We start from the raw sequence: 26,322 nt of genomic DNA, 5'->3' as shown, positions 1-26,322 counted from the left end.
AATAGGGCACATGATCGATGCACGGCGGCTGCGCATTCTGCGTGCGGTGGCGGATCACCGCACGGTGACCGCCGCGGCCGCCGCGCTCTACCTGACCCCCTCCGCCGTCTCCCAGCAGCTGGCCGCGCTGGAGCAGGAGACCGGGCACCGGCTGGTCGAGCGCAACGCAAGGGGAGCCCGGCTCACCTCGGCCGGGGAGATCCTGCTGACCCACACCAACGCGGTGCTGGCCCAGCTGGAGCGGGCCGAGGCGGAGCTGGCCGCCTACGGCGCGGGCGACGCCGGGACGGTCACGGTCGCCGCGTTCGCCACCGGCATCGGTCTGGTCCTCGCCCCCGCGATCACCACCCTCGGCGAGTCCGCACCCGGCATCCGGGTCCGGGTCCAGGACGCGGAGGGCGACGCGAGCGTCCCGATGGTGCTGGACCGCCAGGTCGATGTGGCCGTCGCCGTCGAGTACCGGGGCGCACCGGGCGAGGACGACCGCCGGCTGACCCGGGTGCCGCTGTACTCGGAGCCGTTCGACGCGGTCCTTCCGGTGCGGCACCGGCTGGCGGACCGGGAGCAGGTGGCGATCGCCGACCTGGCGAAGGACACCTGGATCGGCCCCTACCCGGGCAACCCCTGCCACGACGTGGTGGTCCTGGCCTGCCAGTACGCGGGTTTCGAGCCCGCCCTCGAACACTCCTCGGACGACTTCCACGCCGTGGTCGCACTGGCCGGTGCGGACGCCGGGGTGGCCCTGGTCCCCAGATCCGCGCTGCGCGGCATGGCCCTGACCGGCGTGGTGGTCCGCCCGGTGCACGGCAGCGCCCCGACGCGCCGGGTCTTCGCGGCGGTACGCCGTGGCGCGGAGGCCCATCCGCTGATCGCCCCGGTGCTGGACGCGCTGGCGGGGGCGGCGGGCGGGGTCGGGCTCGGGCGCGGGACGGGCTGAGGCGCCGGGGTCCGGGCCGTGGTGGATCTCCGGTAACTCCACCGCCGTCCACCTCGACGTCACACCCCGGGCCGGGCGACGTTTCGTGGGAGCGGGGCCGGTGTACGTGAGACGCCCTAACCGGTCCGGCCCGCACCGCCCGCCGCCCCCGGCAACAGCGTGTCCGCCGCCGCGGCCAGTGTCACGGTCAGCGCCAGCACGCCGTACTGGACCGGCGGGAGGTAGGGCAGCGAGCCCGTGGCGGTCAGGGCGAACGCGAGCAGGGGGATCGCCGCCACCGCGGTTCCGATGGTCAGGCCCGCCACCGTGATCAGGCCCGTCTCCAGGACCCGCATCCGCAGCAGCTGGCCGCGCCCCGCGCCGACCAGCCGCAGCAGGCGGAACTCGGGGCGGCGGCCGACCGTGATCAGGGCCAGCGTGCTGACCACGGCGAGCAGCGCGAAGCCGCCGATCACGCCGACACCGATGACGATCAGGGCGTCGTCCTGCTCAGAGGAGGCGGGGCTGATCCGTACGTCGTCCGCTGTCGCCGTGCGGACATCGAGCCCCGTGTACGGTGCCAGCACGCGCCGTACGGCCGAAGCCGCGCCGCCGTCCTTCGAGCGCACCAGGATCTGCCGGTCGCGCGGTGCCGAGACGTGCGCGGCAAGGGTCTCGCGCGGGAGCATGAACTCGCCCAGTCCCAGGGAACGTTCGTAGACCGCCACCACCCGGAGCCGGACCTTCGCACCGTCGCCCAGGCGCAGCCGCACCGTGTCACCGACGCCCGCGCCGAGTTCGTCGGCCCGGTCCCTGCCGACCGCGACGGTGCCCCGGCCGGTGAGCCGGGCCGGATCGCCCGCCGTGAACCGGGCATCGAGCGTGCCGGACAGCTGGTCCGCCGTGACGCCCAGGACCGGGTAGCGGTCCAGCTTCGGATCGCCGGTCTCGCGGTGGGCGAGGACCACGGACGACCGGAGCAGGCCCGTCGCGGCGGAGACCCCGGGGGCCCGGCGCACCGCGTCGGCCACCTCGGACGGGATACCGGCGGCGGGCCCGGTCACCACCAGGTCCGCCCGCAGGGCGTCCGAGGCCTGGCGGTCGGCGGCCCGCTCCAGCGTGCTGCCCGCCGCCAGCTGCACGCAGACGAACGCCACGACCAGCACCACCGGGGTGAGCGCCGCCCCCAGCCGCCGGTGGTGCGCGGCGGCGGTCCGGGCGGCCAGGAATCCGGCGACCCCGCCCGCCCGCCGGACCGGGGCGCCGAGGACGCGCATCGCGATCCCCGCTGACGGCCGCTGTCCGGCGTTCGTGGCACGCCTCCCAGTACCTCCTCATCGGCATCCCGGTCGCGCTGGTCGCCTATGTCGGGGCGTTCCTGGTGGTGGCGGTCCTGTTGTTCGGCGCCGTGATCATCGGGCTGCCCGCCCTGCCGGAGGCGGCCAAGGTGCTGCACCGGTTCGCGGAGTCCGAGCGGCGCAGGGCGGCCGCGTACCTCGGTGTGCCGTTCCGTCCGACGCGCTATCTGCCGCTGGACCGGGGTGAACTCTCCGAGCGGGTCAGGCGGGTGCTCAGCGACCCCACGAACCGGCGCGAGGCCCTCTGGCTCCCGGTCCAGGCCCTCATCGGCAACGGGCTCGGCTACCTCACGATGGTGCTGTGGCCGGTGGGGATGCTGGTGGACGGGATCGCGCTCTCCGTCGTACACCTGCTGGACCGGCGCACCGCCGACGAGTACGGCACACCGCCGCCCGTGCGGCGCGGCTGGGTGCTGCGCTGGCACCCCGTCATGGCGGACCTGTCCGCGAGTTGGACCCGGTCCCTGCTGACGGCCTCGCTCTCCGCGGAGCTGGCCGAGCGCATCGACCAGCTGACCGAGAGCCGGGCCGGCGCGGTCGAGGCGCACGGCGCCGAACTCCGCCGCATCGAACGCGATCTGCACGACGGCGCCCAGGCCAGGATCGTCGCCCTGTCCATGCGGGTCGGGCTGGCCAAACAGCTCCTGGACCGGGACCCGGCCGCCGCCCGGCTGCGCCTGGAGGAGGCCCAGGACGGTGTCGACGCGGCCCTGGCCGAGCTGCGGCACGTCGTGCGCGGCATCCATCCACCGGTACTGACGGACCGTGGACTGGGCGGCGCCGTCAGGGCGTTGGCGGCCGGGGCGGGCATCCCCGTGACGGTTGAATTGGACGGGGTCGAGGACGGACGGCGGCTCCCCGCGGCGATCGAGGCCGCCGCCTACTTCGTGGTGGCGGAGGCGCTCACCAACATCAGCAAGCACAGCGGCGCGACGGCCGCGACCGTACGGATCGACCGGGCCCCCGGAGCGCTGCTCGTGTCCATCGGGGACGATGGGCGCGGCGGCGCGGACGAGGGCGCCGGTAGCGGATTGGTCGGGATCAGGCGGCGGATCGCCGCCCTGGACGGCACCACCCGCATCAGCAGCCCCATCGGAGGGCCGACCGACATCTAAGTGGAGCTGCCGTGCGGATCGTGATCGCGGAGGACAACGCCCTGTTGCGGGAGGGCCTGATCCTGCTGCTCACCAGCTCGGGCCACGACGTGGTGGCCGATGTCGCGGCCGGGCCCGAGGTGCTGCCCGCCCTGCTGGCACACCGCCCGGACGCCGCCGTGCTCGATGTCCGGCTGCCGCCCACCTTCCGCGACGAGGGGCTGCGCGCCGCCGTCGCCGCCCGTGGGGAACTCCCCGGCCTGCCGATCCTGGTCCTCTCGCAGTACGTCGAGGAGACCTACGCCGCCGAGTTGCTCGCCCAGGGGGCCCAGGGCGTCGGCTATCTGCTCAAGGACCGGGTGGGCCGGGTCGACCAGTTCCTCCAGGCCCTGGACCGGGTGGTGGACGGCGGCACCGCGCTCGATCCGGAGGTGGTCAGCCAGCTGATGACCCGCAAGGCGTCCGCGACACCGCTGCTGAGCCTCACGCCCCGCGAACGGGAGGTCCTGGAACTGATGGCCCAGGGCAAGGCGAACGGCACCATCGCCGCCGAACTCGTCGTCACGGAACGGGCGGTGAGCAAGCACATCGGCTCGATCTTCGCCAAGCTCGGCCTCGGACCGGACGACGGAACGGTCCACCGCCGGGTCCTCGCCGTGCTCGCCTACCTGGAGGGCAACGGGACGCGCTGAACGGCCTCCGGCGCGTCACGCGGGCTGGAGCAGATCCCAGCGGTTGCCGTACAGGTCCTCGAAGACCGCGACCGAACCGTAGACCTCGTGCCGGGGCTCCTCCAGGAAGCGGACCCCGGCTGCCAGCATGCGCGCGTGGTCGGCCGCGAAGTCCTCGGTGTGCAGGAAGAAGCCGACCCGGCCACCGGTCTGCGCCCCGACGCTCGCCCCCTGCGCCTCGCCCTTCGCGCGGGCCAGCAGCAGCCCCGTGCCCTGTGTGCCACGCGGGCGCACCACCACCCAGCGGGAGCCGTCACCCCGGTCTGTGTCCTCCACCAGCTCGAAGCCGAGGGCATCGGTGTAGAAGGCGAGTGCCTCGTCGTAGTCGCGGACGACCAGGGTGACCAGGGCGATGTGGGACATGGGGTTCCCCGGATTCCTCGTGGGACGGAAGGGGAGGTCGCCGGGCCCGTAGCGGGACAATATCCGCCATGGAGACCAGTGACCTCACCGGGCTGACGGCCCGCGCGCGTCGGCTCGCCCTGACCGGGAAGCGCCGTGTTCTCGGACTGGCGGGTCCGCCGGGAGCCGGGAAGTCCACCCTGGCCGCACAGCTGGCCGACCCCCTCGGGCCGCTCGCCGCGCTCGTGCCCATGGACGGTTTCCACCTCGCCCAGGGGGAACTGGAACGGCTCGGCCGGGCGGACAGCAAGGGCGCGCCCGACACCTTCGACGCCGCCGGGTACGCCGCCCTGCTCCGCCGGCTGCGGGCGCCGGAACCGGGCACCGTGGTGTACGCCCCGGCCTTCGACCGGGCCCTGGAGGAGCCGGTCGCCGGGTCCGTCCCGGTCGGCCCGGACATCTCCCTCGTCATCACCGAGGGGAACTACCTGTGCTGCACACGGAGGGCGGCTGGGCGCCGGTGCGCGGGCCGCTCGACGAGGCGTGGTACCCGGAGCTCGACCAGGACGTACGGGTGCGCCGGCTCGTCGACCGGCATGTGCGGTTCGGGAAGCCGCGCCCGTACGCGGAGCGCTGGGTCGCCGGCTCCGACGAGGCGAACGCCCGGCTCGTCGCCCGGGGACGGGACCGGGCCGATACCGTCGTGCGGCTCGGGAGCAGGTGAAGAACCGCACCGGCAACGCCCCTGACCGCTCGCGCGGGCGCCCCGCACCCGGCAGGATGCGGGGAGCCGTGCCGCGCCGCCAGGAGGTCCGCATGTCCAGCCCGAACCAGCCCGCGCCGTTCACCGCCGACGACTACCGGGCCCGGATGGAGCGGGCCGCCGCGAGCGCGGCCGCCGCCGGGCTCGCCGGCGTCCTGGTCGCACCCGGACCCGACATGGTCCACCTGACGGGATACCGGCCCACCGCGGACACCGAACGCCTCACCCTCCTCGTCCTCGCGGCTGGGCAGGACCCCGTCCTGGTCGTACCGACACTGGAGGCGCCCGACGCGGAGAAGTGCGCCGGCGCGCCCGCCCTGACGCTGCGGGACTGGACCGACGGCAAGGACCCGTACGCCGTGACGGCGCCGCTGCTCGACGCGAACGGGCGGTTCGGGATCAGTGACAACGCCTGGGCGATACATCTGCTCGGCCTCCAGCAGCTGCTGCCCGGCACCTCGTACGCCTCCCTCACCGAGGCGCTGCCGATGCTGCGCGCCGTGAAGGACGCCGCGGAGCTGGACCGGCTCGCCGCCGCCGGGGCCGCCGCCGACGCCACGTACGAGGAGATCCTCAAGGTCCGCTTCTCCGGCCGCAGGGAGACCGAGGTCGCCGCGGACCTGGCCCGGCTGCTCACCGAGTACGGGCACTCCCAGGTCGACTTCACCGTGGTCGGCTCCGGGCCCAACGGCGCCAACCCGCACCACGAGGCGGGGGACCGCACCATCGAGCACGGCGACATGGTCGTGCTCGACTTCGGCGGCCTCAAGCACGGCTACGGCTCCGACACCTCCCGTACGGTCCACGTCGGCGGGCCCACGCCGGAGGAGCAGCGGGTCCACGACATCGTGCGGGAGGCGCAGGCGGCCGGCTGCGACGCGGTGCGGCCCGGCGCCGCCTGCCAGGACATCGACCGGGCCGCCCGAGCCGTCATCACCGAGTTCGGCTACGGAGACCGCTTCATCCACCGCGCGGGCCACGGCATCGGCGTCACCACCCACGAACCCCCGTACATGATCGAGGGCGAGGAGCAGCGGCTCGTCCCCGGCATGTGCTTCTCCGTGGAGCCCGGCGTCTATCTGCCGGGCCGCTTCGGTGTCCGGATCGAGGACATCGTGACCGTCACGGAGGACGGCGGGCGCCGCCTCAACTCCACCGCCCGCGAACTGGCGATCGTCGAGTAGCGGTCACCGGGCCCCGGCAGGTCAGCCCTGCGGCTCGCGGTCGCGGAACCGGTGCAGCACGTCGTACGGGTACGGCAGCGGACGGGCACTCGCCTCGTCGAGCCGGACCGTTTGTTCCGGCGTCAGTTCCCAGCCCGCCGCGCCCAGGTTATCGGCGAGTTGCTCGACGGTCCGCACCCCGATGATGGGCGCGGCCACGGCGGGCCGACCGAGTAGCCAGCGCAGGGACACCTGCGCCGGGGTGCGCCCGGTCTCCTCCGCGACGGCGACGACGGCCTCGACGACCCGCCAGGTCTCGTCGTTGTCCCGCTCCCGCCAGGCCTCGCGCCCCAGCTCCCGCTGGTAGCGCGCCTCCCGGGTGCCCGGTGCGGCCTCGCTCATGCCGCGCCGGTACTTCCCGGTCAGCCAGCCGCCCTGGAGCGGGCTCCACGGGATGATGCCGACCCCCTCCGCCTCGCTCACCGGCGCCAGCTCCCACTCCACCTCGCGGGCGAGGAGGTTGTAGAGGGGCTGGAGGCCGATGTAGCGCTCCCAGCCGTTGCGGGCGGCCAGGTCCTGGGCGCGCTGGAGCTGCGAGGCGGAGACATTGCTTGCGCCGAGGTAGCGCACCTTCCCCGACCTCACCAGGGTGTCGAGCGTGGACAGGGTCTCCTCGACCGGTGTCGTCGCGTCCCACACGTGCGTCTGGTAGAGGTCGATGTGGTTCGTGCCGAGCCGACGCAGGCTCGCCTCGACCGCCGAGATGATGTGCTTGCGGCTGAGCCCGCCCGCGTTCGGCGACTCGCCCATCGTGCCGAACACCTTGGTGGCGACGACCAGGTCGTCACGGCGCCGGCTCTTCAGCCAGCGGCCCACGATCTCCTCCGAGACGCCCTGCTGGTACACGTCGGCGGTGTCGATGAAGGTGCCGCCCGCCTCGGTGAAGGCATTGAGCACCCGGTGGGCGTCCGCTTCGTCGGTGTCCTGGCCGAAGGTCATGGTGCCCAGGCAGAGTTCGCTGACACGTAGCCCGGACCGGCCGAGAAATCGCTGCTTCATAAAGGAGATCCTCCCGTTGGTTTCCGGCAGGCTATGAGTAGAAGTGCGCTTCAGGGCAAGCGGGTTACGGGGCGCGGACCGCCTCGCGCTCAGCCGTCGGCCAGCACCACGCACGACTCCGCCGGCAGGTGCAGCACGCCGTCCGCGCCCGGCGCCCCGACCGGCTGCCAGGCGGCCAGCACCCTGCCCCCGCCGCTGCGGTGCCGGCCGCCGCCGAGCGGGATCGCGGCGGGCTTCTCGTCCAGGTTGACCGCGATCCGCAGATCGCCCCTGCGGCAGGCGAACCAGCGGGCCTCTTCGTCGTACGCCGGTTTCACCGTCGCCAGATCCGGGTCGCAGAGGTCGGGCATGGCGCGGCGCAGCGCGATCAGCTCGCGGTACCAGGCGTGCAGCCGGGCGTGCGGTTCCCGGCCCGGTTCGTCCCAGTCCAGGCAGGAGCGGTTCCGGGTGGCCGGGTCCTGCGGGTCCGGGATGTCCTCCTCCGCCCAGCCGTGCGCGCCGAACTCCCGGCGCCTGCCGCTGCGCACCGCCTCGGCCAGCTCCGGGTCCGTGTGGTCGGTGAAGAACTGCCAGGGCGTACGGGCGCCCCACTCCTCGCCCATGAAGAGCATCGGCGTGAACGGGCCGGTGAGCACGAGCGCCGCCGCGCAGGCCAGCAGGCCGGGGGAGAGGGAGGCGGCGAGCCGGTCCCCGAGCGCCCGGTTGCCGATCTGGTCGTGCGTCTGGGCGTAGCCGACGAAGCGGTGGGCGGCGGTGCGGGTGACGTCGACGGGGCGGCCGTGCGTACGGCCCCTGAAGCCGGAATACGTGCCGTTGTGGAAGAAGGCGCCCGACACGGTCTTCGCCAGCGCGGCCAGCGGGGCGACCGCGAAGTCCGCGTAGTAGCCCTGGGACTCGCCGGTGAGGGCGGTGTGCAGACAGTGGTGGAAGTCGTCGTTCCACTGCGCGTGCAGACCGGCGCCGCCCGACTCCCGGGGCGTCGTCGTCCGCGGGTCGCAGAGGTCGGACTCCGCGATCAGCGAGAGCGGGTGGCCCAGTTCGGCGGAGAGCGCGTCGGCCGCCGCCGACAGCTCCTCCAGGAACGTCAGCGCCCGGGTGTCGGCCAGCGCGTGGACCGCGTCGAGCCGCAGCCCGTCCAGCCGGTAGTCACGCAGCCAGGCGAGCGCGCTGCCCAGCAGGAACGCCCGCACCTCGTCCGAGCCGGGGGCGTCCAGATTGACCGCCGCGCCCCACGGGGTGTGGTGCGTCTCGGTGAAGTACGGGCCGAAGGACGGGAGATAGTTGCCGGAGGGGCCCAGGTGGTTGTGGACCACGTCCAGGACGACGGCGAGCCCGAGCCCGTGCGCGGTGTCGACAAAGCGCTTCAGCCCCTCCGGGCCGCCGTACGGCTCGTGCACCGCCCACAGCGACACCCCCTCGTACCCCCAGCCGTGGACACCGGGGAAGGGGCAGACCGGCATCAGGGACACATGGGTGATGCCCAGCTCGGCCAGATGCCCGAGCCGCGCGGCCGCCGCGTCGAAGGTGCCCTCCGGCGTGTACGTGCCGACGTGCAGCTCGTACAGGACGGCGCCCGGCAGTCCGCGCCCGGCCCACTCGGAGCGCCACGCGTACGCGGAGTGGTCGACGACCGCGCTCTCACCGTCCGGCCCGTCCGGCTGGCGGCGCGAGCGGGGGTCGGGTCGCACCGGCCCGCCGTCGAGGACGAAGCCGTAGCGGTCGCCGTCCCCGGCCTCCGCCTCGGCCGTCCACCAGCCCGCCCGTACGGGGTCGCGCTCCATGGACCGCAGCTCACCGGCCAGCCGCAGCGCGGCCGACTCCGCATCCGGTGCCCATACGTCGAACAGCATGCGACGCTCCTCGTCTCCTCGCCCCTGGCCATGGTCGGCAGAAGCCGCGATCACCGACCAACGACACTGGAACGAGCCCGTTACTGGCGATTAAGGTCTGGTTCTGATCACTGCCCTGCCGACTTCTGCCATACGCACTCCCTCTTGGACCGTCCCCGATTGCCGGTGGTCCTACCAACGGCTGTGGAGGCCGAGATGACTGTGCCGACGTTCCCGCCCGGTTTCCTCTGGGGCGCCTCCGCCTCCGCGTTCCAGACCGAGGGGGCCGCGGACACCGAGGGCAAGGGGCCGTCCGGCTGGGACGCCTTCGCCGCGCAGCCCGGACGCATCAAGGACGGCGCCGACACCAACCGGGGCACCGGCTTCCACCGGCACTACCGGGAGGACGTCGCCCTGCTGGCCGGCCTCGGCGCGGACGCCTTCCGCTTCTCGGTGAGCTGGCCGCGCGTCGTCCCCGGCGGCAGCGGGCCGGTCAACCCCCAGGGGCTCGACTTCTACGACCGTCTCGTCGACGAACTCTGCGCACACGGGATCACCCCGGCCCCCACCCTCTACCACTGGGACACCCCGCTCCCGCTGGACGAGGCGGGCGGCTGGCTCAACCGGGACACGGCCCACCGCTTCGCCGAGTACGCCGGTGCCGTCGCCGAACGCCTCGCGGACCGCGTCCCCATGTGGATCACCATCAACGAACCCGCCGAAGTGACCCTGCTCGGCTACGCACTCGGTGAGCACGCCCCCGGCCGCACCCTCCTCTTCGACGCCCTGCCCGCCGCCCACCACCAGCTCCTCGCCCACGGACTGGCCGTCCGCGCACTGCGGGCCGCGGGCGCGGGGAACATCGGCATCGCCGTCTCCCACTCCCCGGTCTGGACCGCGGGCGAGAGCGAGGAGGACCGCTTCGCCGCGGAGCTGTACGACACCCTCACCAACCGGCTGTTCTCCGACCCGCTCCTCACCGGCCGCTACCCCGACGAGAACTTCGCCGCACTGATGCCCGGACCGGTCGAGGACGACCTGCGGACGATCTCCACCCCACTCGACTGGTACGGGGTCAACTACTACAACCCCACGCTCGTCGGCGCTCCCGCGGCCGCCGCCCTCGACACCTTCGCCGGATTCGACATGCCTGCCGGACTGCCCTTCGGCATACGGCAGATCGAGGGGTACGAGACGACCGACTTCGGCTGGCCCGTCGTCCCCGACGGACTGCGCGACACCCTCGTCCAGCTGAACGGCCGCTACGGCGACCGGCTCCCGCCGCTCTACATCACCGAGAACGGCTGTGCCATCGACGAACCCGCCGAGGACACCCGCCGGATAGCCTTCCTCGACGCCCATCTGAACGCGCTGCGGTCGGCCATCGACGCGGGCGTCGACGTACGCGGCTACTTCACCTGGTCGCTCACCGACAACATCGAGTGGATCGAGGGGGCCGCCAAGCGCTTCGGGCTGGTCCACATCGACTACGAGACGCTGCGCCGCACCCCCAAGGACTCGTACGGCTGGTACCGCGACATGATCAGGGAACAGAAGCGGCAGGGCGGCTGACGGCCGCCCTCAGGCGGCGCAGGCGAAGACCCGCTCCAGGACCTGACGGCCGGCCCGGCCCCAGGTCGGCTGGCCGCCGGGCAGACCCCGGTCCCACGCCTGGCCCACCGAGACGAGCACGAGGGCCTTCAGCACGGCCCGGCCCTGGGCCCGCCGCACGGTCGCCTCGTCCGTCCCGCCGTACGCGTCGAAGAAGTCGCCGTCAGAGCCCAGCGGCAGCAGCTTCCACGCGGCGGCCAGGTCGACGGCCGGATCACCGGCGCAGAGATCACCGAAGTCGACGATGCCGGAGATCGCGCCGTCGGCGACGACGGCGTTGGCGGGGTGCAGATCGGCGTGCAGCCAGACCGGAGGCCCGGTCCACCGCGGCGCCGCGACCGCCCGCTCCCACACCCGGCGCACCCGCGCCACGTCGACCGCCTCCGCCACCCCGGCGAGCAGGGCCTCGAAGTCGTCCGTGACCGAGGCGAGGGAGCCGCCGCACCCCGGGTCCGTGGGGGCGTTTGCCGGCGCCGGCCGGTGCAGGGCGCGGAGGAACCCCGCGAGGTTCGCCACAGAGCGGGCGGCGTCGGTGACCTCGACGCCGTCCGCCGGTTCGCCCGGAACCCAGCTCACCAGGGACCACGGCCGGGGGAAGAGCCCGTCCGGCTCGTGCAGGAACCGGGGCGTCGGCACCGGCAGCGGCAGCCGCCCGGCGAGCTCCGGGAGCCAGCGGAACTCCTTGCGCAGCAGCTCGGGAGCGCGCTCGGTCATCGGCAGCCGGACGACCAGCTCGTCCCCGAGCCGCCAGAGCTGGTTGTCCCAGCCGGAGGCGACCCGCCGGATCTCCAGACCGGCCAGCTCCGGGTAGCGGTCCCGGACCAGGGTGCGGACGAAGCCCTCGTCGACGCTGTCTCGTTCCATGCGCTCCTCCAAGCGGTCACGGCCAGCGTAGGCGGCGGGTTCCTCAGTCCCACACCATGTCGAACGCGCGCTCGAAGTTGACGTACCCCAGCCGCTCGAAGGACTTCGCCATCGGTACGTTGCCGAGGTCCGTCGCGGCCCTGATCCGCTCCACCCCGTCCTGCCCGGCGAGCACCCGGGTCCCCTCGGTGAGGAGGTCGTCGATGTAGCCGTGACCTCGGTGCGCGGGCAGCACACCGATGTACGCGATGATCGGGTTGTAGCTGTTGCGGGCCGGGATCACGAAGCCGACCGGTTCGCCGTCCGGCAGCTCCGCGACGCGCCACCAGTCCTTCGGCGTGGTGTAGCGGGCCAGCTCCTCGTCGTAGTGCTTCTCCGCGGCCCGCAGCGGCGACAGGCCGGAGGCCAGGTCCTGTTGGCCGTGCGCGTCGAGGGTGCCCTCCATCACGGGCGCCATCAGCGCGAGGAGGTCCGCGCGCCCGGCGACCGGGCGGAACCGCAGCCGGCCGCTGCCGGCGGGCACCGGGGTGCCCGCGCGCCACTCCAGCCGCAGCCGCTCGACCAGCATCCGGGCACCGGTGCGCTCCATGACCCGGATCCGGGCCTCGACGGCGTCACGGACCACCGGGTCCTCGCGCCAGTCCGGCGGCACGTACCGCCCGTACTCGGGACGCGGGGCGCCGGCGGGCAGCACCGCCGCGCTCGCCGTCTCCAGCAGCCGCAGGCCCGCCTCGCCGCGCTCCGGCTCCGGCAGGGTGTCGTCGAGATCGAAGAAGTCGAGAAGGAGCGGCACCTTGCCGTCCTGGCTCCACCACGCGATCCGCGCCACCACCCGGTCGTCCCGCAGCGCCACCCACATCCACTCCGGGCGGCGCCGGCCGGAGTCGAGGTCGTCCGCCAGTTCGTGGTCCAGGACGTACGGCAGCCGGCGGAAGAGATCCAGCTCCTGCGGGCCGGCGAGCGGCCGGATGTTCAGTTCGAGTGGTGCAGCGGGCACAAAGTCTCCAGAGACTACGGGGATGCCCCGGCGGTCGTCGGGGCGGCACGGCGGCAGACGGTAGCAACGTCCCGCTCCGGGCGCCCGCGAATATCCGGAAGGGGGGTGTCCGAGAGCCCCCGGCCGGTCCGCCCGCGCAGGTCAGGAGCGGGGAAGAGACGGCCGTTCTGGACACGTTGGGGCCATCGGCCCGACACTTGTCCCTGTGACGTCCTCCTTCGAGTTCCACACGTATCCCGCGCGGGTGTCCGACGCCCAGCGCGACCGTGTTCTCGGCGTGCTCAGAGAAGGCGCGGCGCAGGGAAGGCTCTCCCACGACACCTTCATACGGCGCATGGAACTGGCCCTGACCGCGAACCGCTCGGAGGAGCTGGCGGCGCTCACCGCCGATCTGGACACCGGGGGCCGGCTGTCGCGGCAGCTGATCCGGGTCGTCAGCGGGGTCTCCGGCTTCCCCGGCCGGGTGCGCAGGGCCTGGTGGGCGGAGCGGCTGCCCAAACTGCTGCTGCCGGCGCCGAGTCCGTACCCCCTGCTCATCGGCCGGGACCCGGGCAACGGTCTGCGTCTCAGCCACGAGACCGTCTCCCGGACGCACGCCGAACTCACCGTGCACGGCGGCCGTTGGCTGCTGCGCGACCTGGGCTCGACCAACGGCACCTGCGTCAACGGCCAGCGCGTCACGGGGACGGTCTCGGTGCGCGAGGGGGACCAGGTGAGCTTCGGCACGATGATGTTCCGGCTCTCCGCCCCCGCGCTCCGGCCGCCCGCGTAGAGGGCCTCACGCCTGCTGGTGCAGCCCCCGGCCCGCCAGGGTCAGGAAGGCCTCACCGACCGCCTCCGAGAGCGTCGGGTGCGGGTGCATATGGTGGGCCACGTCGGACGGTTCGGCGTCCCAGCCGACGATCAGCTGGCTCTCCGCGATCATCTCCGAGACGTGCGGCCCGACGAGATGGACGCCCAGGACCCGGCCGTTCCGCTCCGCGACCACCTTCACCATCCCGCCCTGCCCGTGCACCATGCCCTTGGCGACCGCCGTCAGCGGCATCGTGCCGACCACCACGTCGTGCCCGGCGTCACGGGCCCCGGCCTCGGAGAGCCCCACGGCGGCGGTCTGCGGGGCGGAGTACGTCACCCGGGGCACCGCCGCGTAGTCCACCGGCGCCGGACGCAGCCCGGCCGGCGTCTCGGCCACCAACAGGCCCTCCGCGAAGGACGCGTGGGCCAGCCCCGGGGACGGCGGCGGCAGCAGGTCGCCCACCACGTGGATGCCCGGCACCGAGGTCTCCAGCCGGTCCCAGTCCGCCGGGACCACATGGCCGCGCTCATCGGTGGACAGTCCGGCCGCCGCCAGCCCCAGCCCGTCCGTCACCGGGACCCGGCCCACCGCCACCAGCAGCCGCTCCGCCTCCACCGTGCGGGTCTCGCCGCGCGGGGTCCGGACAGCGGCCCGCACCCCGTCCTCCAGCACGGTCGCCTCCAGCAGCCGCGCACCCGTGCGCACATCGATCCCGCGCCGCTTCAGCCCGCGTGTCAGGTGCCGGGACACATCGGCGTCCTCCAGCGGCACAAGCCGGTCCGCGGCCTCCACCAGGGTGACCCGGGCGCCCATCGAGCGGTGCAGGGAGGCGTATTCGACGCCGATCGCCCCGCCGCCCAGCACCAGCACCGACTCCGGCAGACCGGCGGCGAACAGCGCGTCGTCGCTGGTGACCACCCGCCGCCCGTCGGCCGTGAGGCCCGGCAGGGTGCGCGGCCGTGACCCGGTGGCCAGCACGATGCCGCGCCGGACGGCGACCTCCCCGTACCCGTCGATCAGGACACCGCGAGGGCCCGTCAACTCCGCGCTTCCGTAGACCACTTCCACCCCGGCGTGCGCGAGATGGCCGGTTACCCCTCGGTGGTTGCGGTCCACGATGTCGTCCCGGGTCGCGACGAGCGCGGACCAGTCCACCGATTCCAGGGTCGCCTTCACCCCCCCACCGCTCACGCGCCTCCGCGATGCCGTCCACCAACTCCGCCGCGTGCAGCATCGCCTTGCTGGGGATGCAGCCCCGGTGCAGACACGTGCCGCCCACCTTGTCGCGCTCCACGAGCACCACCCGCAGCCCGAGCGCCGCGGCCCGCAGCGCGGTCGAGTAGCCGCCCGTCCCCCCGCCGATCACCAGACCTCCTTCACCCGGGCCGCCGAGCTGCTCCACGTCACCCAGCCCGCGCTGTCCCACCAGATCAAGGCCCTGGAGCGGACCCCCGGCGGCGCCCTGCTCGAACGGCTGCCGCGCGGCGTGCGGCTGACCCCGATGGGCCGCGCCTTCCTGCCGCACGCCGAACGGTCCGTGCGCAGCGCCGCCCAGGCCCGGCGCGCGGCACGGGCGGCGGCCGGCGCGGAGGGCGGCGAACTGCACATCGCCACCGCGCACGCGATCGCCGGCGGCGTCCTCCCCGAGGTCTTCGCCCGCTGGCGCGCCGGCCACCCCGGCGTCGGCCTCGTACTCCACGAGTACGCCACCACGGAGGCCCTGGGGGAACAGATCGAGCGCGGCACCGCCGACCTCGCCGTCGGCCCGCCGCCCGCCGACTGGCCGGGCCCCCTCGTCCCGATCGGTGAGGAGAGCATCGTGCTGGTCGTCCCGTTCGACGACCGGCTCGCCGGACGCGCCTCCGTCCGTCTCCAGGAGCTCGCGGACCGCCCCTGGGTGCGGTGCGCGATGGAGGCCGTCGTGCACGGCCGGCCGTTCCTGGACTGGGTCTGCGCCGAAGCCGGCTTCGTACCGCGTACAGCGGTGCGGACCGAGCACACCTCGACCGCGGTACGGATGGCCGCCGCCGGGGTCGGAATCGCGACCGCCCCCGCGCATGTCGTGCGCGGAGCCGTCGGGGAGGACTGCGCGGTGCTCACCGTGGACCCGCCGTGGTCCCGCCCGCTCGCGGTCTTCTCCCGCGTCGAACTGACCGGCGCCGCCGCTGCGTTCGCCGAACTGCTCGCCGCCACCCGGCCAGCGGGCCCCCGGCCCGCCCCCTGACGCCTGTCCGGACTGCTCCCGCCGCCGCACGCCCCGCCCCGTCACCCGGACGGCCGCGCGCCGACTGCGGCGGGCCCGTCCGGGTGATCCCCTGGCAGGGACCGCGCCGCACACCGGCGCACCGACCACCGGGGGTACGGATGCAGGCCGACGCTCCAGGAGGCATACCCGCCCCGACGCCCTCGCCCGACCACCGCCCCGCCGGGCCGTCCCGCTCCGCCCGCCCGGGAGCCGGCCCGAGTCTCCTCGCCCCCGGCGCCGCCCGCGACCCGTACCGGCTCTACCGGGTGCTGCGCGAGGACCATCCGCTCTGCTACGACGCCGCGCTGGGCGCCTGGCTGGTCAGCCGGTACGACGACGTGGTCGCCGCGCTCACCGGCCCCCGGTTCACCGGCTTCCCGCACGACGGGGCGCCGCGCGGCGGCCCCGCCCCGCTCGGCCTCTGCCACGGCAGCGCTCGCTGCCTGCCCCGCGAGCGGTACACGGTGGTCACCGGCACCGTGCCCCCGCACCTGGCGGAGCGCGTCGAGCGGACCGCGTTCGTGCTGGCCCGGCGCATCGCCGGGCGGCGGCAGGCCGATCTCGTCGAGGAGTTCTGCCGCTGGCTGCCCGCGGGCAGCAGCCCCTTCCGGACCCGCGACGGCGACCGCGCCCACCCGGGCGACGGGCCCTGTACCCGGCACACCGGACTGCGTGAGACGGCCCTCGCCTCGTTCCTGGCCAACCTGCTGGACGACCCCGACCTGCTGGCCGCCCTGCGCGTCGAACCCGCGCTCGCCGGCCGCGCCTGGACGGAGACGATGCGGCGGGACCCGCCCGTCCAGGTCGTCCTGCGGCGCACCCTCACCGAGGTCACCCTCAGCGGCGGCACCCTCCCGGCGCGGGCCCCCGTCGCCTGCCTGATCGGCGCGGCGGGACGCGATCCGGAACGGTTCGCCGCACCGGACCTGTTCGACCCCTTCCGCCGCGACCAGGGCCGCACCACCGTCGGCCCGGCGGGCTGCCCGGCCGTGGTGCTCGGACGGCTGGAGGCCGAACAGGGGGTGCGCGCCCTGCTGGCCGCGATGCCGGGGCTCCGCTGGGCGGACGGATTCCGGCCGTCCGCCACCGGCCTGCTCACCCGGGGTCCTAGGTCCCTGCTGGTGCGACCCTGCTGAGCAGCGCCACCGGCCGCTCCTCGAACAGTTCGGCCACCGCGACCGTACCGCCGGAGAACTCCCGGCCCGGCGTCAGCAGATCCCGCCACACCCCGTCGTCCGGCAGCGCCAGCTCCGTCCCGCGCCAGCCGCCCGACTCCGCCAGCCGGAGCGACAGCCGGGTCACCGCGGTGACGGCCTCGCCCGAGCGGCAGAAGGCCAGACAGTGCCCGGCCGCCGGTCCGGAGGCCGCCAGCGGGGCGTACGTTCCCGATTCCCCGAACACCCCGGGCCGCTCGCGCCGCAGCCGCAGCGCCGCCGCCGTCAGCGCCTCCTTCGCGGAGGCGGGCGCGTCCGGGGGAGGCGGCGAGAAGGGCCGCCGGTTGTCCGGGTCGACCAGCGCCAGGTACTCGCGCTCGGTGCCCTGGTAGAGGTCCGGCACCCCCGGCATCGTCAGCTGCACCAGCGCCGCGCCGAGGACATTGGCCCGGACATGCGGGGCGAGCGTGGCAGCGAACTCCGCGAGCAGCTGCCGGGCGGGGCCGGTCGCGGCGGCGGGACCGGCGGCCACGAAGTCGGACATCGCCCGCTCGTACCCCGGATCGGGCTCGGTCCAGCTGGTGAAGAGGCCCGACTCCCGCACCGCCTTCAGCAGGGCGGGCTCCAGCCGTGCCGCCTGCTCACCGGCCGGGAACCCCACGCAGCCGAACGCGGTCTGCCACGCCTGCCAGGCCAGCTGCGGATCGGGTGCCGCCGGGGCTGTCCGGGTCAGCTCCGCCACCAGCCGCGACCACCGCCCTGGACACTCGGAGAGCACCGCGACGGCGGCCCGGACATCGGCGCTGCGCTTGGTGTCGTGCGTGGTCAGCGCGGTGCCGGTGGCCGGCCAGTCCCGGGCGAGACGGGCGCAGAAGGCGTGGAAGTCCGCCGGGTCCACCGCCGGCCTGCCCGGATCGCCGCCCACCTCGTTCGCCGAGATCAGCGGCACGTACCGGTAGTACGCGGTGTCCTCGACCGACTTGGCCCGCAGTGCGGACGCCGTCTGCGCGAACCGGTCGCAGAACGCCGCCCGGTCGCCGCCCGGACCGAGCCGCCCCAGCGCCAGCTCCCGCACCACATCGACGGCCGACGCCTCCTCCCGTACCGCGAACACCGCCTTGGCGTCGCTCACCGCCGTCGCGTCCAGCGTCGCCCCGGCCGACTCGGTGCAGGGTCCGCCGGCCGTCACGTACGGGCGGTAGACCGGCACCTGGACCAGCAGTTCACGCACCGCGGTGCGCAGCGCCCACGGGGCGTGGTCGCGCAGTGCGGGGTCCTCCGCGCAGACGCGCGACGCCAGCCGGGTCAGAGCCGCGGTCTCCGCGGCCAGCTCATGGGTGACGACGCGGTACGCGGCCCGGCGCACGGTCGCCTGCCAGTAGCCGCCCCGGTCACCCGCCGGGGAGGCGGACTCCCGGTAGTGGCCCAGCAGTTCCGCCGCGCCCACCGGGTCGACGAAGAGGCCGTCGATCCGGTGCAGTGCGTCGTACCCGGTCGTCCCGGCCACCGCCCAGCCGGCCGGCAGCGGCTCGGGGCCGGTGAGGATCTTCTCCACCACGGTCCACGCGCCGCCGCTCGCCGCGGAGAGCCGCTCCAGATACCCGGCCGGGTCCGCGAGCCCGTCGGGGTGGTCGATCCGCAGCCCCTCGACGGTCCTGTCCCGGACCAGTTCGAGGATCTTGGCGTGGGTGGCGGCGAAGACCTCCGGGTCCTCCACCCGGACCCCGATCAGCTCGGAGATGGTGAAGAACCGCCGGTAGTTCAGCTCGGTGCGGGCCAGCCGCCACCAGCAGAGCCGGTAGTGCTGGGCGTCCAGCAGCTCGGGCAGAGCGAGGCCGGAGGTGCCGGCCCGGAGCGGGAACTCCTGCTCACCGTGGCGCAGCACGTCCCCGTCGACCCGGAACCCGTCCATCTCGTCGCCGAGCCGGCCGCCCAGCACGGGCAGCAGGATCTTCCCGTCACCCGCCGCCCAGTCGATGTCGAACCAGCGGGCGTAGGGGGAGTCGGGCCCCTTGCGCAGCACCTCGCGCAGCGCGTGGTTGTGGCGAGGGTCTGTGGCCATGTGGTTCGGCACGATGTCCAGGACGAGCCCGAGCCCGTGGCGCCGGGCGGTGCGGGCGAGCCGCCGCAGCCCCTCCTCGCCGCCCAGCTCGGCGCGCACCAGGCCGTGGTCGACGACGTCGTAGCCGTGCGTGGAGCCGGGCACGGCTTCGAGGACGGGGGACAGGTGCAGATGGGAGACGCCGAGCGTGGCGAGGTACGGCACGGCGTCCTCGGCGGCCGAGAACGGGAAGTCCGGCTGGAGCTGGAGCCGGTACGTGGCGGAAGGCGTCATGAAGACGTTCGTACCCAGATCCGGGCCGCCTGTGTCACCCCTTCGCTCACAAGGGTCCGACCGGCGGCCCGGCAGCACACCTCCGTTCGCCCTACGCGGGCCGCTGGAGCACCACCATGCTCCGGCCCACCAGCGTCACCCGATCGCCCGCCGCCACCTTCGGCCCGGCGCCGGTCAGCACTCCGGCCGGGCGCGCCGTGTCGACGACCACATGCCACTGCCGGCCGTGGTTCACCGGGACGGCGAACTCCAGCGTCTCGGCGCTCGCGTTGAACATCAGCAGGAAGGAGTCGTCGGAGATCCGCTCGCCGCGCGGGCCCGGCTCCGAGATGGCGTGCCCGTTCAGAAAGACCGTCAGGGCCTTCGCGTGCGCCGCCTGCCAGTCCCGCTGGGTCATCTCCTGGCCCTCGGGTGTGAACCAGGCGATGTCGGAGAGCTCGTCGTGCGTGCCCTCCACCGGCCGCCCGTGGAAGAACCGGCGCCGCCGGAAGACCGGATGGTCGCGGCGCAGCCACACCATCGCCCGGGTGAACTCCAGCAGGCTGCGGGAGAGCCCGTCGCCGCCCGGCTCCGCCGCCTCCTCGCCGTCGCCCTCTTCGTCGGCCGCTGCCTGGGCCGGGTCCGGCCAGTGCACCCAGGACAGCTCGCTGTCCTGGCAGTAGCCGTTGTTGTTGCCGAGCTGGGTGCGGCCGAACTCGTCGCCGTGGCTCAGCATCGGCACGCCCTGCGACAGCATGAGCGTGGCGATGAAGTTGCGCATCTGCCGCTCGCGCAGCTCCAGCACCTCGGGCCGGTCCGTCTCGCCCTCCACGCCGCAGTTCCAGGACCGGTTGTGGCTCTCGCCGTCCCGGTTGCCCTCGCCGTTGGCGTCGTTGTGCTTGTCGTTGTACGAGACCAGGTCGTGCAGGGTGAAGCCGTCGTGGCAGGTGGCGAAGTTGATCGAGGCGAGCGGCCGGCGGCCGTCGTCCTGGTAGAGGTCGGAGGAGCCGGTCAGCCGCCCGGCGAACTCGGCCAGCGTCCGGGGCTCACCGCGCCACAGGTCCCGCACCGTGTCCCGGTACTTCCCGTTCCACTCGGTCCACAGCGGCGGGAAGTTCCCCACCTGGTAGCCGCCCTCGCCGACGTCCCACGGCTCCGCGATCAGCTTCACCTGGCTGACCACCGGGTCCTGCTGCACCAGGTCGAAGAACGACGACAGCCGGTCCACCTCGTGGAACTGGCGGGCCAGGGTGGCGGCCAGATCGAAGCGGAAGCCGTCCACATGCATCTCGGTCACCCAGTACCGCAGCGAATCCATGATCATCTGGAGCACGTGCGGGGAGCGCATCAGCAGGGAGTTCCCGGTCCCCGTGGTGTCCATGTAGTAGCGCTGATCGTCGGTCAACCGGTAGTACGAGGCGTTGTCCAGGCCCCGGAAGGAGAGCGTCGGACCCAGGTGGTTGCCCTCCGCCGTGTGGTTGTAGACCACGTCGAGGATCACCTCGATGCCCGCCTGGTGCAGCGCCCGCACCGCCTGCTTGAATTCGAGCACCTGTTCGCCCCGGTCGCCCCAGGAAGCGTAGGCGTTGTGCGGGGCGAAGAAGCCGATGGTGTTGTATCCCCAGTAGTTGGCGAGCCCCGCGTCCGCCAGCCGGTGGTCCTGTACGAACTGGTGCACCGGCATTAACTCGATCGCCGTGACGCCCAGCTCCGTCAGGTGCGCGATGACCTCCGGATGCGCCAGCCCGGCGTACGTACCGCGCAGCTCCTTGGGCAGCCCCGGATGAAGCATCGTCAGGCCCTTCACATGGGCCTCGTAGATGACCGTGCGGTGGTAGTCCGTACGGGGACGCCGGTCGTCGCCCCAGTCGAAGTACGGGTTGACCACGACGGACGTCATGGTGTGCGGCGCCGAGTCGAGGTCGTTGCGCGCGTCGGGCCGGCCGAACGGATAGCCGTACACCGCCTCGCCCCACTGGATCTGCCCGGCGACCGCCCGCGCGTACGGGTCGAGCAGCAGCTTCGCGGAGTTGCAGCGGGCGCCGTGCTGCGGCTCGTACGGCCCGTGCACCCGGAACCCGTAGCGCTGACCCGGCATCACCCCGGGCAGATAGGCGTGCCGGACGAACGCGTCGGTCTCCCGCAGCTCCACCGCCGTCTCGGAGCCGTCGTCGTGCAGCAGGCACAACTCGATTCGGTTGGCGGCCTCCGAGAAGACCGCGAAGTTGGTCCCGGCGCCGTCGTACGTGGCACCGAGGGGGTACGCCTGTCCCGGCCAGACCTGCATAGATTTCGACTCTTCCACTCTGATGCGGTTGCCTGGGGAATGCGGGCTCCCTGCCAGATCTTCCCCGAAAGGGCGGCACTTACCTAGGACCGACCGGCAATCGGGGGGACGGCGTCGCACAGTCCGGTCAACATCGGGCCTCTTCTTGTCGCCCGGAACCCGAATCCGGTGGCCCCGCTCTGCCCGCTGCCCGGTATGCGGCTTGCGATGGGGTGTTTAATCACTATGAATCCGCTCACTACGGCAGATCTCGTCCCGGAGAACAGGCTTGATCCGTAGGGGAGTTGAAGAAGGAGCCTGTGCATCCGGCTGCACCGGCTCCCGCTCCCGGAGTACCCTTCCTTGATCGTTGGTGGGGGAGTGGAAGGCGGTGTGCGGGTGAGCTCGGGAGGCTTCGAGCTGCCCCCAGGTGACGCGGGTCACGAGGGGGACGCCACCGATGTGCCGCCCGGCGCGGTCTCGCTCGCCCGGCCCCTGGAGATCGGCGCGGAGCTGGACTGGGGAGCGGACGCCTGGAGCGAGGTGCGCACCCGTGCGCAGCGGGCCGGGCGCGCCTATATCTGGCTGAATCTCGTGGAACAGCGGCTGCGCGCCGTGGTGGCCGCGGTGCTTCAGCCCATCTATGAGCCGGTCCACGGCGAGGACTGGGTGGTGGCCGCGGCGGGGCCCGCCGGACAGGAGTGGGTGCAGCGCGCCGTCGCCGTGCGCGAGGTCTCCCGCCGCAAGGGCTATCTGCTCGACCCGGCCGACGACAACGTCCTGAGCTTCCTCACGCTGCCTCAGCTGCGTGAGCTGATGGTCCAGCACTGGCCCTGCTTCGAGCCCTACTTCGACGACCGCCGCGATGTCGAGCTGGCCCTCGACGAGCTGGAGGTCGCCCGCAACGTGGTCTCCCGCAACCGCGCGCTCAACGAGGCGGTGCTCGCCCAGGCGGAGCGCGCCTCGGCGCGGCTGCTGCAGATCCTCGGCAGCGGCGCCTCTGTGCCCTCCGCGGACCGGCTCCCCGTCGACGCCGTCGAGGAGCTGGTGGGCGACCGGTACGCGGACGTGGTCTCCGTCCACTCCGACCGGGTGCGGCTCCAGCGCCAGCTGCCCGCGGAGGACCTCTTCGGCGGAGCGCGCCGGCTGGACGCGATCGGCATAGGGCTCAATCTGCTGGTGCAGAACTTCTCCGGCCGCCGGCTGATCCGGCTGGCCGAGTCGGGCTGCCGGGTCCGGCTGCTCTTCATCAACCCGGCCAGCAGCGCGGTCAAGCGCCGGGAGCGGGAGCTGGGGCTCAAGAAGGGGGAGCTGAGCCGGACGGTGGAGATGAACATCCTCCACATGCGCCGGGTCCGCTCCAAGCTCCGCGACCCGGGCGCCTTCGAGATCCATGTCTTCGACGAGACCCCGCGCTTCACCGCCTACCTGGTGGACGGCGACGGCGCCGACGCGGTGGGCGTCGTCCAGACGTATCTGCGCCGGGCCCGGGGCATGGAGGCGCCCGTGCTGGTGCTCAGGGGCGGCGGCCGTGCGGTGGTGCGCGCCGGGCAGGACAGCGAGCACGGCCTGTTCGAGACGTACCGCGAGGAGTTCGAATCCGTGTGGACGGACTCCCGGCCGGTCTCCTGACGTACGGACCTCGGGAGGGTGCTGTCAGTGGCCCGTGCGAGGGTGGTCGTCACCTGGGGGAAGCACCACGAAGGAGGTAAGGGATGAGCTGGCACCGGCATGCGCTGGTCGGCTTCGACCTGGAGACGACGGGCACGGAGCCGCTGGAGGCCCGGATCGTGACGGCCGCGGTCGTCGGTCTCCGTGACGGCGACGCGGAGCCGGCGCGGCAGCGCACCTGGCTGGCGGATCCGGGCATCCGGATCCCCGCACAGGCCTCCGCGATCCACGGCATCAGCAGCGAGCGGGCGGCGGCGGAGGGCCGGCCGGTGCGCGAGGTGGCCGACGAGATCGCCGACACCCTGGCGGACTACTGGCGCCAGGGTGTGCCGGTCGTCGCGTACAACGCCGCGTTTTATCCCCGCACGCCAGACGCGTCTCAGATGTCTCATGGAGCAGGGCGGCGCCAGCTGGCGGCCCACGCTGGAATGAGGGCCGCGTGATGAGCTGGATCAGTGGGCCGTTGGTGGCCTTCGACCTGGAGACCACGGGCACCGACGTAGAGACCGATCGCATTGTGACGGCGGCGGTCGTGCGCCTGGATTCGAGGGGTGTCGTCTCGGCTGAGCGGACCTGGTTGCTAAATCCCGGGGTGGCCATACCCGAGCAGGCCTCGGCGATCCATGGCATCTCGACGGAACATGCCCGCGAGCACGGGGTACCGGCTGCTTCCGCCATCGAGGACATCGCGCAGACCGTCGCCGAGGGGCTGCGCCTTGGGACGCCTCTGGTGGTGATGAACGCACGCTACGACCTGTCGCTGCTGGACCGTGAGTGTCGGCGCTACGAGATCGAGTCGATCAGCGAGCGGCTGGGCGGTGTGCCTTTGCCCGTCATCGATCCGCTGGTGCTCGACAAGCACATCGACAAGTACCGGAAGGGCACGCGAGCCCTGCATGCGTTGTGTGCTCACTACGGGGTGTCGCTCGATGACGCGCACAATGCGAAGGCCGATGCCGTGGCCGCCGCCCGTGTGGTGCGACGCATGGGTGAGAAGCACCAGCCCGTCGGCCTGATGCCGTTGGCGGATCTACATGACCTTCAGGTACGAGCGGCGGCTGAACAGTCTGTCTCTTTGCAGGCCTATCTGCGGCGTACCGCGGATCCGACGGCAGTCGTCGAGCCGGCCTGGCCGCTCATTCCCCGGCAGCGATGACCGCGTTGGTCAACGCTCTCCGGGCGCGAAGGCCTGCAGGTGGGAGAGGGTGATCCGATGCCGTGGAAGGTCGACCTCCAGAATCTTCACGGGGAGGCTGTCTCCGACCTGAACAACATCCTCGGGCCGGTCCACCTGTCCTTCGGTCAACTCGGTGAGGTGCACCATGCCTTCGAGGCCGTCCTCTCTGTCTTCGATACGGACAAAGGCGCCGAACGGCACGAGTTTGGTCACGACGCCGGTCACCGTCTGGCCGACCTGTTGTACGAACGGCGGCATCGGGTCCTCTTGCAACGCTTTCAGTGACAGCGCCACACGCTCGCGCACCAAGTCGACGTCGAGGATCTCGGCCGAGATCTCCTGGCCGACAGCGACGACGTCGGAAGGGTGATCGAAACGGCGCCAGGACAGCTCTGGAATATTGATCATCGCGGTGAAGCCGCCGATGTCCACAAAGGTCACGCCGAAACTGGCGATCTCCGTGACCGTGCCCGTGCAGATCTGCCCCCGGTGGAGAGTCTTCAGAAAGGCCCAGTTCCAGTCGCTCGGCGTCGGCTCGGTCCTCCACCGCGCGCGGAGGACACCGTCGCTGTCGGGAAGGACCGCGGTGAACAGAGGGTGGCGTTCGTCGAGAGCCAAGGACAGGGCCATAGCGGCACGGGCGCCCGCCACCTGGGCGGCCAGTTCCCGGTACTCGGACTCGTCGGCCATCGTGCTGGAGATAGCCCCGTTCTCGTCTTCCCATACGAATTCCACCGGACCCTCGTCGGGAAGCGACGCGAGGACCGCGTCGACATCGGTGGACAGGTCAGGCCAGACGGTCAATTGGGCACGCGGGGTGAGCCGGGCGCGTGCCGCAGCGAGGTTCCCATCAGTCAGGCGATGCCAGCGGGAGGCATTGTGGAGGTACCCCTCCTCCAATATCGCTGCTTGCCGCATGGCGATGGACCAGCGCAGACGGGCCCAGAAGTCCTCGTCGGCGGGCCGCTGCACGCCGGGCTCGTCGAAGTCCGCGTCGTAGGGCGAGGCCTCCAGCCGCTCCGGGAAGAGCCCGAGAGCCAGGGTGCGGGCAAAGGCGCGCTCGCAGGGCTTGTCGCTGCTGACGTAGACGTACTGGTCCCAACCGACCTGCACGACGAACCTGTCCTCCACCTCCAGACGGCACCATGCACCGTTGTCGCGGAGCATGACCCTGACCAGCTCCAGGCCGAGGGAGAGAGACACCTCAGCACCGTCGTGGAACCCGCTGAGATTGGGCGGGAAGAGCCCGGCAAGGCCGTGACCGTCGACCGATGGCTCCAGGCCGAAGTGGGCAAGGCCGGAGATCCCCGGCTCGCGAATGGCCAGTCGGTCGATGCCGGTGTCCTCGGCGAAGGCGGCAATCGCTTGCAGATAGGCGGCCTCGACCGGTCCGTGGTCGCTGGTCGAGCCCTCAGTGCCTATGTAGCTGCCGTGCTCGTCGCGGTCGGCAGGGTCGTACTTGGTGATCCGGTAGACGAAAGGCGGCACGTTGCTCCCCGTGGTTGTTGACGATGCTCCCTCAGCAGCCGATCTCGTGATCGGGAGCGTGGGGTGGGGTGGGGTGAGCTGGCGCATCGCCGCCTTTGAGGATGGCGAGTGGGATCACCTTCTGCAAGCGGGATACCGTGCCGCATCAGGTCGCATCGATCAGCGGCGGTCGATGTGAGTGACGCGATCGCTTCGCTCAGATGCCTTGGAGAGACGCTGATTCTCCAGCGTGAGGAGCTGAACCTGCTGTGCGAGGACGTTGATCGAGGAGCGCAGCTCCCGGACCTCGCGCGCATGCTCTTGGCGGAGTCGGCGCTCGGCACCCTCCAGGGCCTGGACCTCCTGCCGGAGGGATACTGAGGGCGCGGCTGCTTCTTCTCGATCGGCTACGAGGTTTCGGAACTCTGCCAGAACATGGGGGTAGCGGTAGGCGCTGGCCCTGCTGACGCCGGCTTCAACGGCGAGTGATGCGACGGTCAGGGAA

The 26,322-nt window shown here is 72.8% G+C and carries 20 protein-coding genes and 3 pseudogenes; 13 read left to right on the top strand and 10 right to left on the bottom strand.

All coding sequences use genetic code 11. The features are described from left to right. Positions 1 to 10: 10 nt before the first annotated feature. Complete coding sequence (locus tag RLT59_RS06655) at positions 11 to 937, top strand: LysR family transcriptional regulator (RefSeq protein ID WP_311302534.1); 927 nt, start codon at positions 11 to 13, stop codon at positions 935 to 937. A 116-nt stretch (positions 938 to 1,053) separates the two neighbouring features. On the opposite strand, the gene RLT59_RS06650 is transcribed toward RLT59_RS06655, so the two are convergent. Next, positions 1,054 to 2,193 (bottom strand): ABC transporter permease, encoded by a 1,140-nt coding sequence (locus tag RLT59_RS06650; protein WP_311302533.1) that lies wholly within the window; start codon positions 2,191 to 2,193, stop codon positions 1,054 to 1,056. Between the two features lie 11 nt (positions 2,194 to 2,204). On the opposite strand from RLT59_RS06650, the gene RLT59_RS06645 reads away from it, so the two are divergent. Then, positions 2,205 to 3,389 (top strand): sensor histidine kinase, encoded by a 1,185-nt coding sequence (locus RLT59_RS06645; RefSeq protein WP_311307634.1) that lies wholly within the window; start codon positions 2,205 to 2,207, stop codon positions 3,387 to 3,389. Positions 3,390 to 3,400: 11 nt separating this feature from the next. Beyond that, positions 3,401 to 4,060 (top strand): LuxR C-terminal-related transcriptional regulator, encoded by a 660-nt coding sequence (locus RLT59_RS06640; RefSeq protein WP_311302532.1) that lies wholly within the window; start codon positions 3,401 to 3,403, stop codon positions 4,058 to 4,060. A 15-nt stretch (positions 4,061 to 4,075) separates the two neighbouring features. On the opposite strand, the gene RLT59_RS06635 is transcribed toward RLT59_RS06640, so the two are convergent. Continuing rightward, on the bottom strand, positions 4,076 to 4,462 hold the full coding sequence (locus tag RLT59_RS06635) for a VOC family protein (protein WP_311302531.1): 387 nt from the start codon (positions 4,460 to 4,462) through the stop codon (positions 4,076 to 4,078). A gap of 68 nt (positions 4,463 to 4,530) precedes the next feature. On the opposite strand from RLT59_RS06635, the pseudogene RLT59_RS06630 reads away from it, so the two are divergent. Then, positions 4,531 to 5,165: pseudogene (locus tag RLT59_RS06630) on the top strand (nucleoside/nucleotide kinase family protein). 92 nt (positions 5,166 to 5,257) lie between these two features. Continuing rightward, positions 5,258 to 6,388 (top strand): M24 family metallopeptidase, encoded by a 1,131-nt coding sequence (locus RLT59_RS06625; protein WP_311302530.1) that lies wholly within the window; start codon positions 5,258 to 5,260, stop codon positions 6,386 to 6,388. Between the two features lie 21 nt (positions 6,389 to 6,409). Here the strand turns inward: RLT59_RS06625 and RLT59_RS06620 are convergent, their stop codons facing one another. After that, entirely contained in the window at positions 6,410 to 7,426 is a 1,017-nt protein-coding gene (locus RLT59_RS06620; protein WP_311302529.1) for an aldo/keto reductase, read from the bottom strand. Positions 7,427 to 7,515: 89 nt separating this feature from the next. Next, positions 7,516 to 9,276 (bottom strand): malto-oligosyltrehalose trehalohydrolase, encoded by a 1,761-nt coding sequence (gene treZ, locus RLT59_RS06615; RefSeq protein ID WP_311302528.1) that lies wholly within the window; start codon positions 9,274 to 9,276, stop codon positions 7,516 to 7,518. A 195-nt stretch (positions 9,277 to 9,471) separates the two neighbouring features. Between treZ and RLT59_RS06610 the strand changes: the two genes are divergently transcribed. Beyond that, a complete protein-coding gene (locus RLT59_RS06610; protein ID WP_311302527.1) occupies positions 9,472 to 10,827 on the top strand; it encodes a GH1 family beta-glucosidase in 1,356 nt (451 codons plus the stop codon). Between the two features lie 9 nt (positions 10,828 to 10,836). Here RLT59_RS06610 and RLT59_RS06605 read toward each other — a convergent pair whose 3' ends face one another. Further along, positions 10,837 to 11,730, bottom strand: coding sequence for an aminoglycoside phosphotransferase family protein (locus tag RLT59_RS06605; protein WP_311302526.1), 894 nt, complete (start codon positions 11,728 to 11,730; stop codon positions 10,837 to 10,839). A 43-nt stretch (positions 11,731 to 11,773) separates the two neighbouring features. Then, the gene (locus tag RLT59_RS06600) at positions 11,774 to 12,727 is read right to left on the bottom strand and encodes a GNAT family N-acetyltransferase (RefSeq protein WP_311302525.1); all 954 of its coding nucleotides are present in this window, start codon (positions 12,725 to 12,727) and stop codon (positions 11,774 to 11,776) included. Positions 12,728 to 12,932: 205 nt separating this feature from the next. Between RLT59_RS06600 and RLT59_RS06595 the strand changes: the two genes are divergently transcribed. Further along, on the top strand, positions 12,933 to 13,499 hold the full coding sequence (locus RLT59_RS06595; protein WP_311302524.1) for an FHA domain-containing protein: 567 nt from the start codon (positions 12,933 to 12,935) through the stop codon (positions 13,497 to 13,499). Between the two features lie 6 nt (positions 13,500 to 13,505). Here RLT59_RS06595 and lpdA read toward each other — a convergent pair. After that, positions 13,506 to 14,892, bottom strand: a pseudogene (gene lpdA / locus RLT59_RS06590) (dihydrolipoyl dehydrogenase). Here lpdA and RLT59_RS06585 point away from each other — a divergent pair. Further along, complete coding sequence (locus tag RLT59_RS06585) at positions 14,782 to 15,747, top strand: LysR family transcriptional regulator (protein ID WP_399124922.1); 966 nt, start codon at positions 14,782 to 14,784, stop codon at positions 15,745 to 15,747. The pseudogene lpdA and the gene RLT59_RS06585 overlap by 111 nt on opposite strands. Positions 15,748 to 15,887: 140 nt before the next feature. Then, complete coding sequence (locus RLT59_RS06580; RefSeq protein ID WP_311302523.1) at positions 15,888 to 16,904, top strand: cytochrome P450; 1,017 nt, start codon at positions 15,888 to 15,890, stop codon at positions 16,902 to 16,904. Here RLT59_RS06580 and treY read toward each other — a convergent pair. Both treY and glgX read right to left on the bottom strand, forming a co-directional pair. Continuing rightward, positions 16,876 to 19,257, bottom strand: coding sequence for a malto-oligosyltrehalose synthase (gene treY / locus RLT59_RS06575; RefSeq protein WP_311302522.1), 2,382 nt, complete (start codon positions 19,255 to 19,257; stop codon positions 16,876 to 16,878). The two genes, RLT59_RS06580 and treY, sit on opposite strands and share 29 nt — an antisense overlap. Positions 19,258 to 19,348: 91 nt before the next feature. Then, a complete protein-coding gene (glgX, locus tag RLT59_RS06570) occupies positions 19,349 to 21,523 on the bottom strand; it encodes a glycogen debranching protein GlgX (protein ID WP_311302521.1) in 2,175 nt (724 codons plus the stop codon). 378 nt (positions 21,524 to 21,901) lie between these two features. On the opposite strand from glgX, the gene RLT59_RS06565 reads away from it, so the two are divergent. The 3 genes and pseudogenes from RLT59_RS06565 (at position 21,902) to RLT59_RS06555 (ending at position 24,329) form a co-directional block, all read left to right on the top strand. After that, a complete protein-coding gene (locus tag RLT59_RS06565; protein WP_311302520.1) occupies positions 21,902 to 23,134 on the top strand; it encodes a DUF5919 domain-containing protein in 1,233 nt (410 codons plus the stop codon). An 83-nt stretch (positions 23,135 to 23,217) separates the two neighbouring features. Beyond that, positions 23,218 to 23,529 (top strand): annotated as a pseudogene (locus tag RLT59_RS06560) (exonuclease domain-containing protein); the annotation flags it as partial. A gap of 86 nt (positions 23,530 to 23,615) precedes the next feature. After that, positions 23,616 to 24,329, top strand: a complete 714-nt coding sequence (locus RLT59_RS06555; RefSeq protein ID WP_311307632.1) for a 3'-5' exonuclease — start codon at positions 23,616 to 23,618, stop codon at positions 24,327 to 24,329. A gap of 9 nt (positions 24,330 to 24,338) precedes the next feature. Here RLT59_RS06555 and RLT59_RS06550 read toward each other — a convergent pair whose 3' ends face one another. Beyond that, positions 24,339 to 25,838: a S1 RNA-binding domain-containing protein gene (locus RLT59_RS06550; RefSeq protein ID WP_311302519.1), complete on the bottom strand. Its 1,500-nt coding sequence runs from the start codon at positions 25,836 to 25,838 to the stop codon at positions 24,339 to 24,341. Positions 25,839 to 26,012: 174 nt separating this feature from the next. Between RLT59_RS06550 and RLT59_RS06545 the strand changes: the two genes are divergently transcribed. Beyond that, a complete protein-coding gene (locus tag RLT59_RS06545) occupies positions 26,013 to 26,198 on the top strand; it encodes a hypothetical protein (RefSeq protein ID WP_311302518.1) in 186 nt (61 codons plus the stop codon). Positions 26,199 to 26,322: the final 124 nt, after the last annotated feature.

The organism is Streptomyces sp. ITFR-6, assembly GCF_031844725.1.
Taxonomy (GTDB): domain Bacteria; phylum Actinomycetota; class Actinomycetes; order Streptomycetales; family Streptomycetaceae; genus Streptomyces.
This window is presented reverse-complemented; position numbering and strand designations above follow the sequence as displayed.

Excerpts from the sequence above, each read along its gene's own strand:
- RLT59_RS06580 (WP_311302523.1), top strand. The coding sequence starts at position 15,888 with ATGCAGGCCGACGCTCCAGGAGGCATACCCGCCCCGACGCCCTCGCCC.
- RLT59_RS06620 (WP_311302529.1), bottom strand. The coding sequence starts at position 7,426 with ATGAAGCAGCGATTTCTCGGCCGGTCCGGGCTACGTGTCAGCGAACTC.
- RLT59_RS06555 (WP_311307632.1), top strand. The coding sequence starts at position 23,616 with ATGAGCTGGATCAGTGGGCCGTTGGTGGCCTTCGACCTGGAGACCACG.
- RLT59_RS06650 (WP_311302533.1), bottom strand. The coding sequence starts at position 2,193 with ATGCGCGTCCTCGGCGCCCCGGTCCGGCGGGCGGGCGGGGTCGCCGGA.
- RLT59_RS06625 (WP_311302530.1), top strand. The coding sequence starts at position 5,258 with ATGTCCAGCCCGAACCAGCCCGCGCCGTTCACCGCCGACGACTACCGG.
- RLT59_RS06655 (WP_311302534.1), top strand. The coding sequence starts at position 11 with ATGATCGATGCACGGCGGCTGCGCATTCTGCGTGCGGTGGCGGATCAC.
- glgX (WP_311302521.1), bottom strand. The coding sequence starts at position 21,523 with ATGCAGGTCTGGCCGGGACAGGCGTACCCCCTCGGTGCCACGTACGAC.
- RLT59_RS06605 (WP_311302526.1), bottom strand. The coding sequence starts at position 11,730 with ATGGAACGAGACAGCGTCGACGAGGGCTTCGTCCGCACCCTGGTCCGG.
- treZ (WP_311302528.1), bottom strand. The coding sequence starts at position 9,276 with ATGCTGTTCGACGTATGGGCACCGGATGCGGAGTCGGCCGCGCTGCGG.
- treY (WP_311302522.1), bottom strand. The coding sequence starts at position 19,257 with ATGACGCCTTCCGCCACGTACCGGCTCCAGCTCCAGCCGGACTTCCCG.
- RLT59_RS06635 (WP_311302531.1), bottom strand. The coding sequence starts at position 4,462 with ATGTCCCACATCGCCCTGGTCACCCTGGTCGTCCGCGACTACGACGAG.
- RLT59_RS06610 (WP_311302527.1), top strand. The coding sequence starts at position 9,472 with ATGACTGTGCCGACGTTCCCGCCCGGTTTCCTCTGGGGCGCCTCCGCC.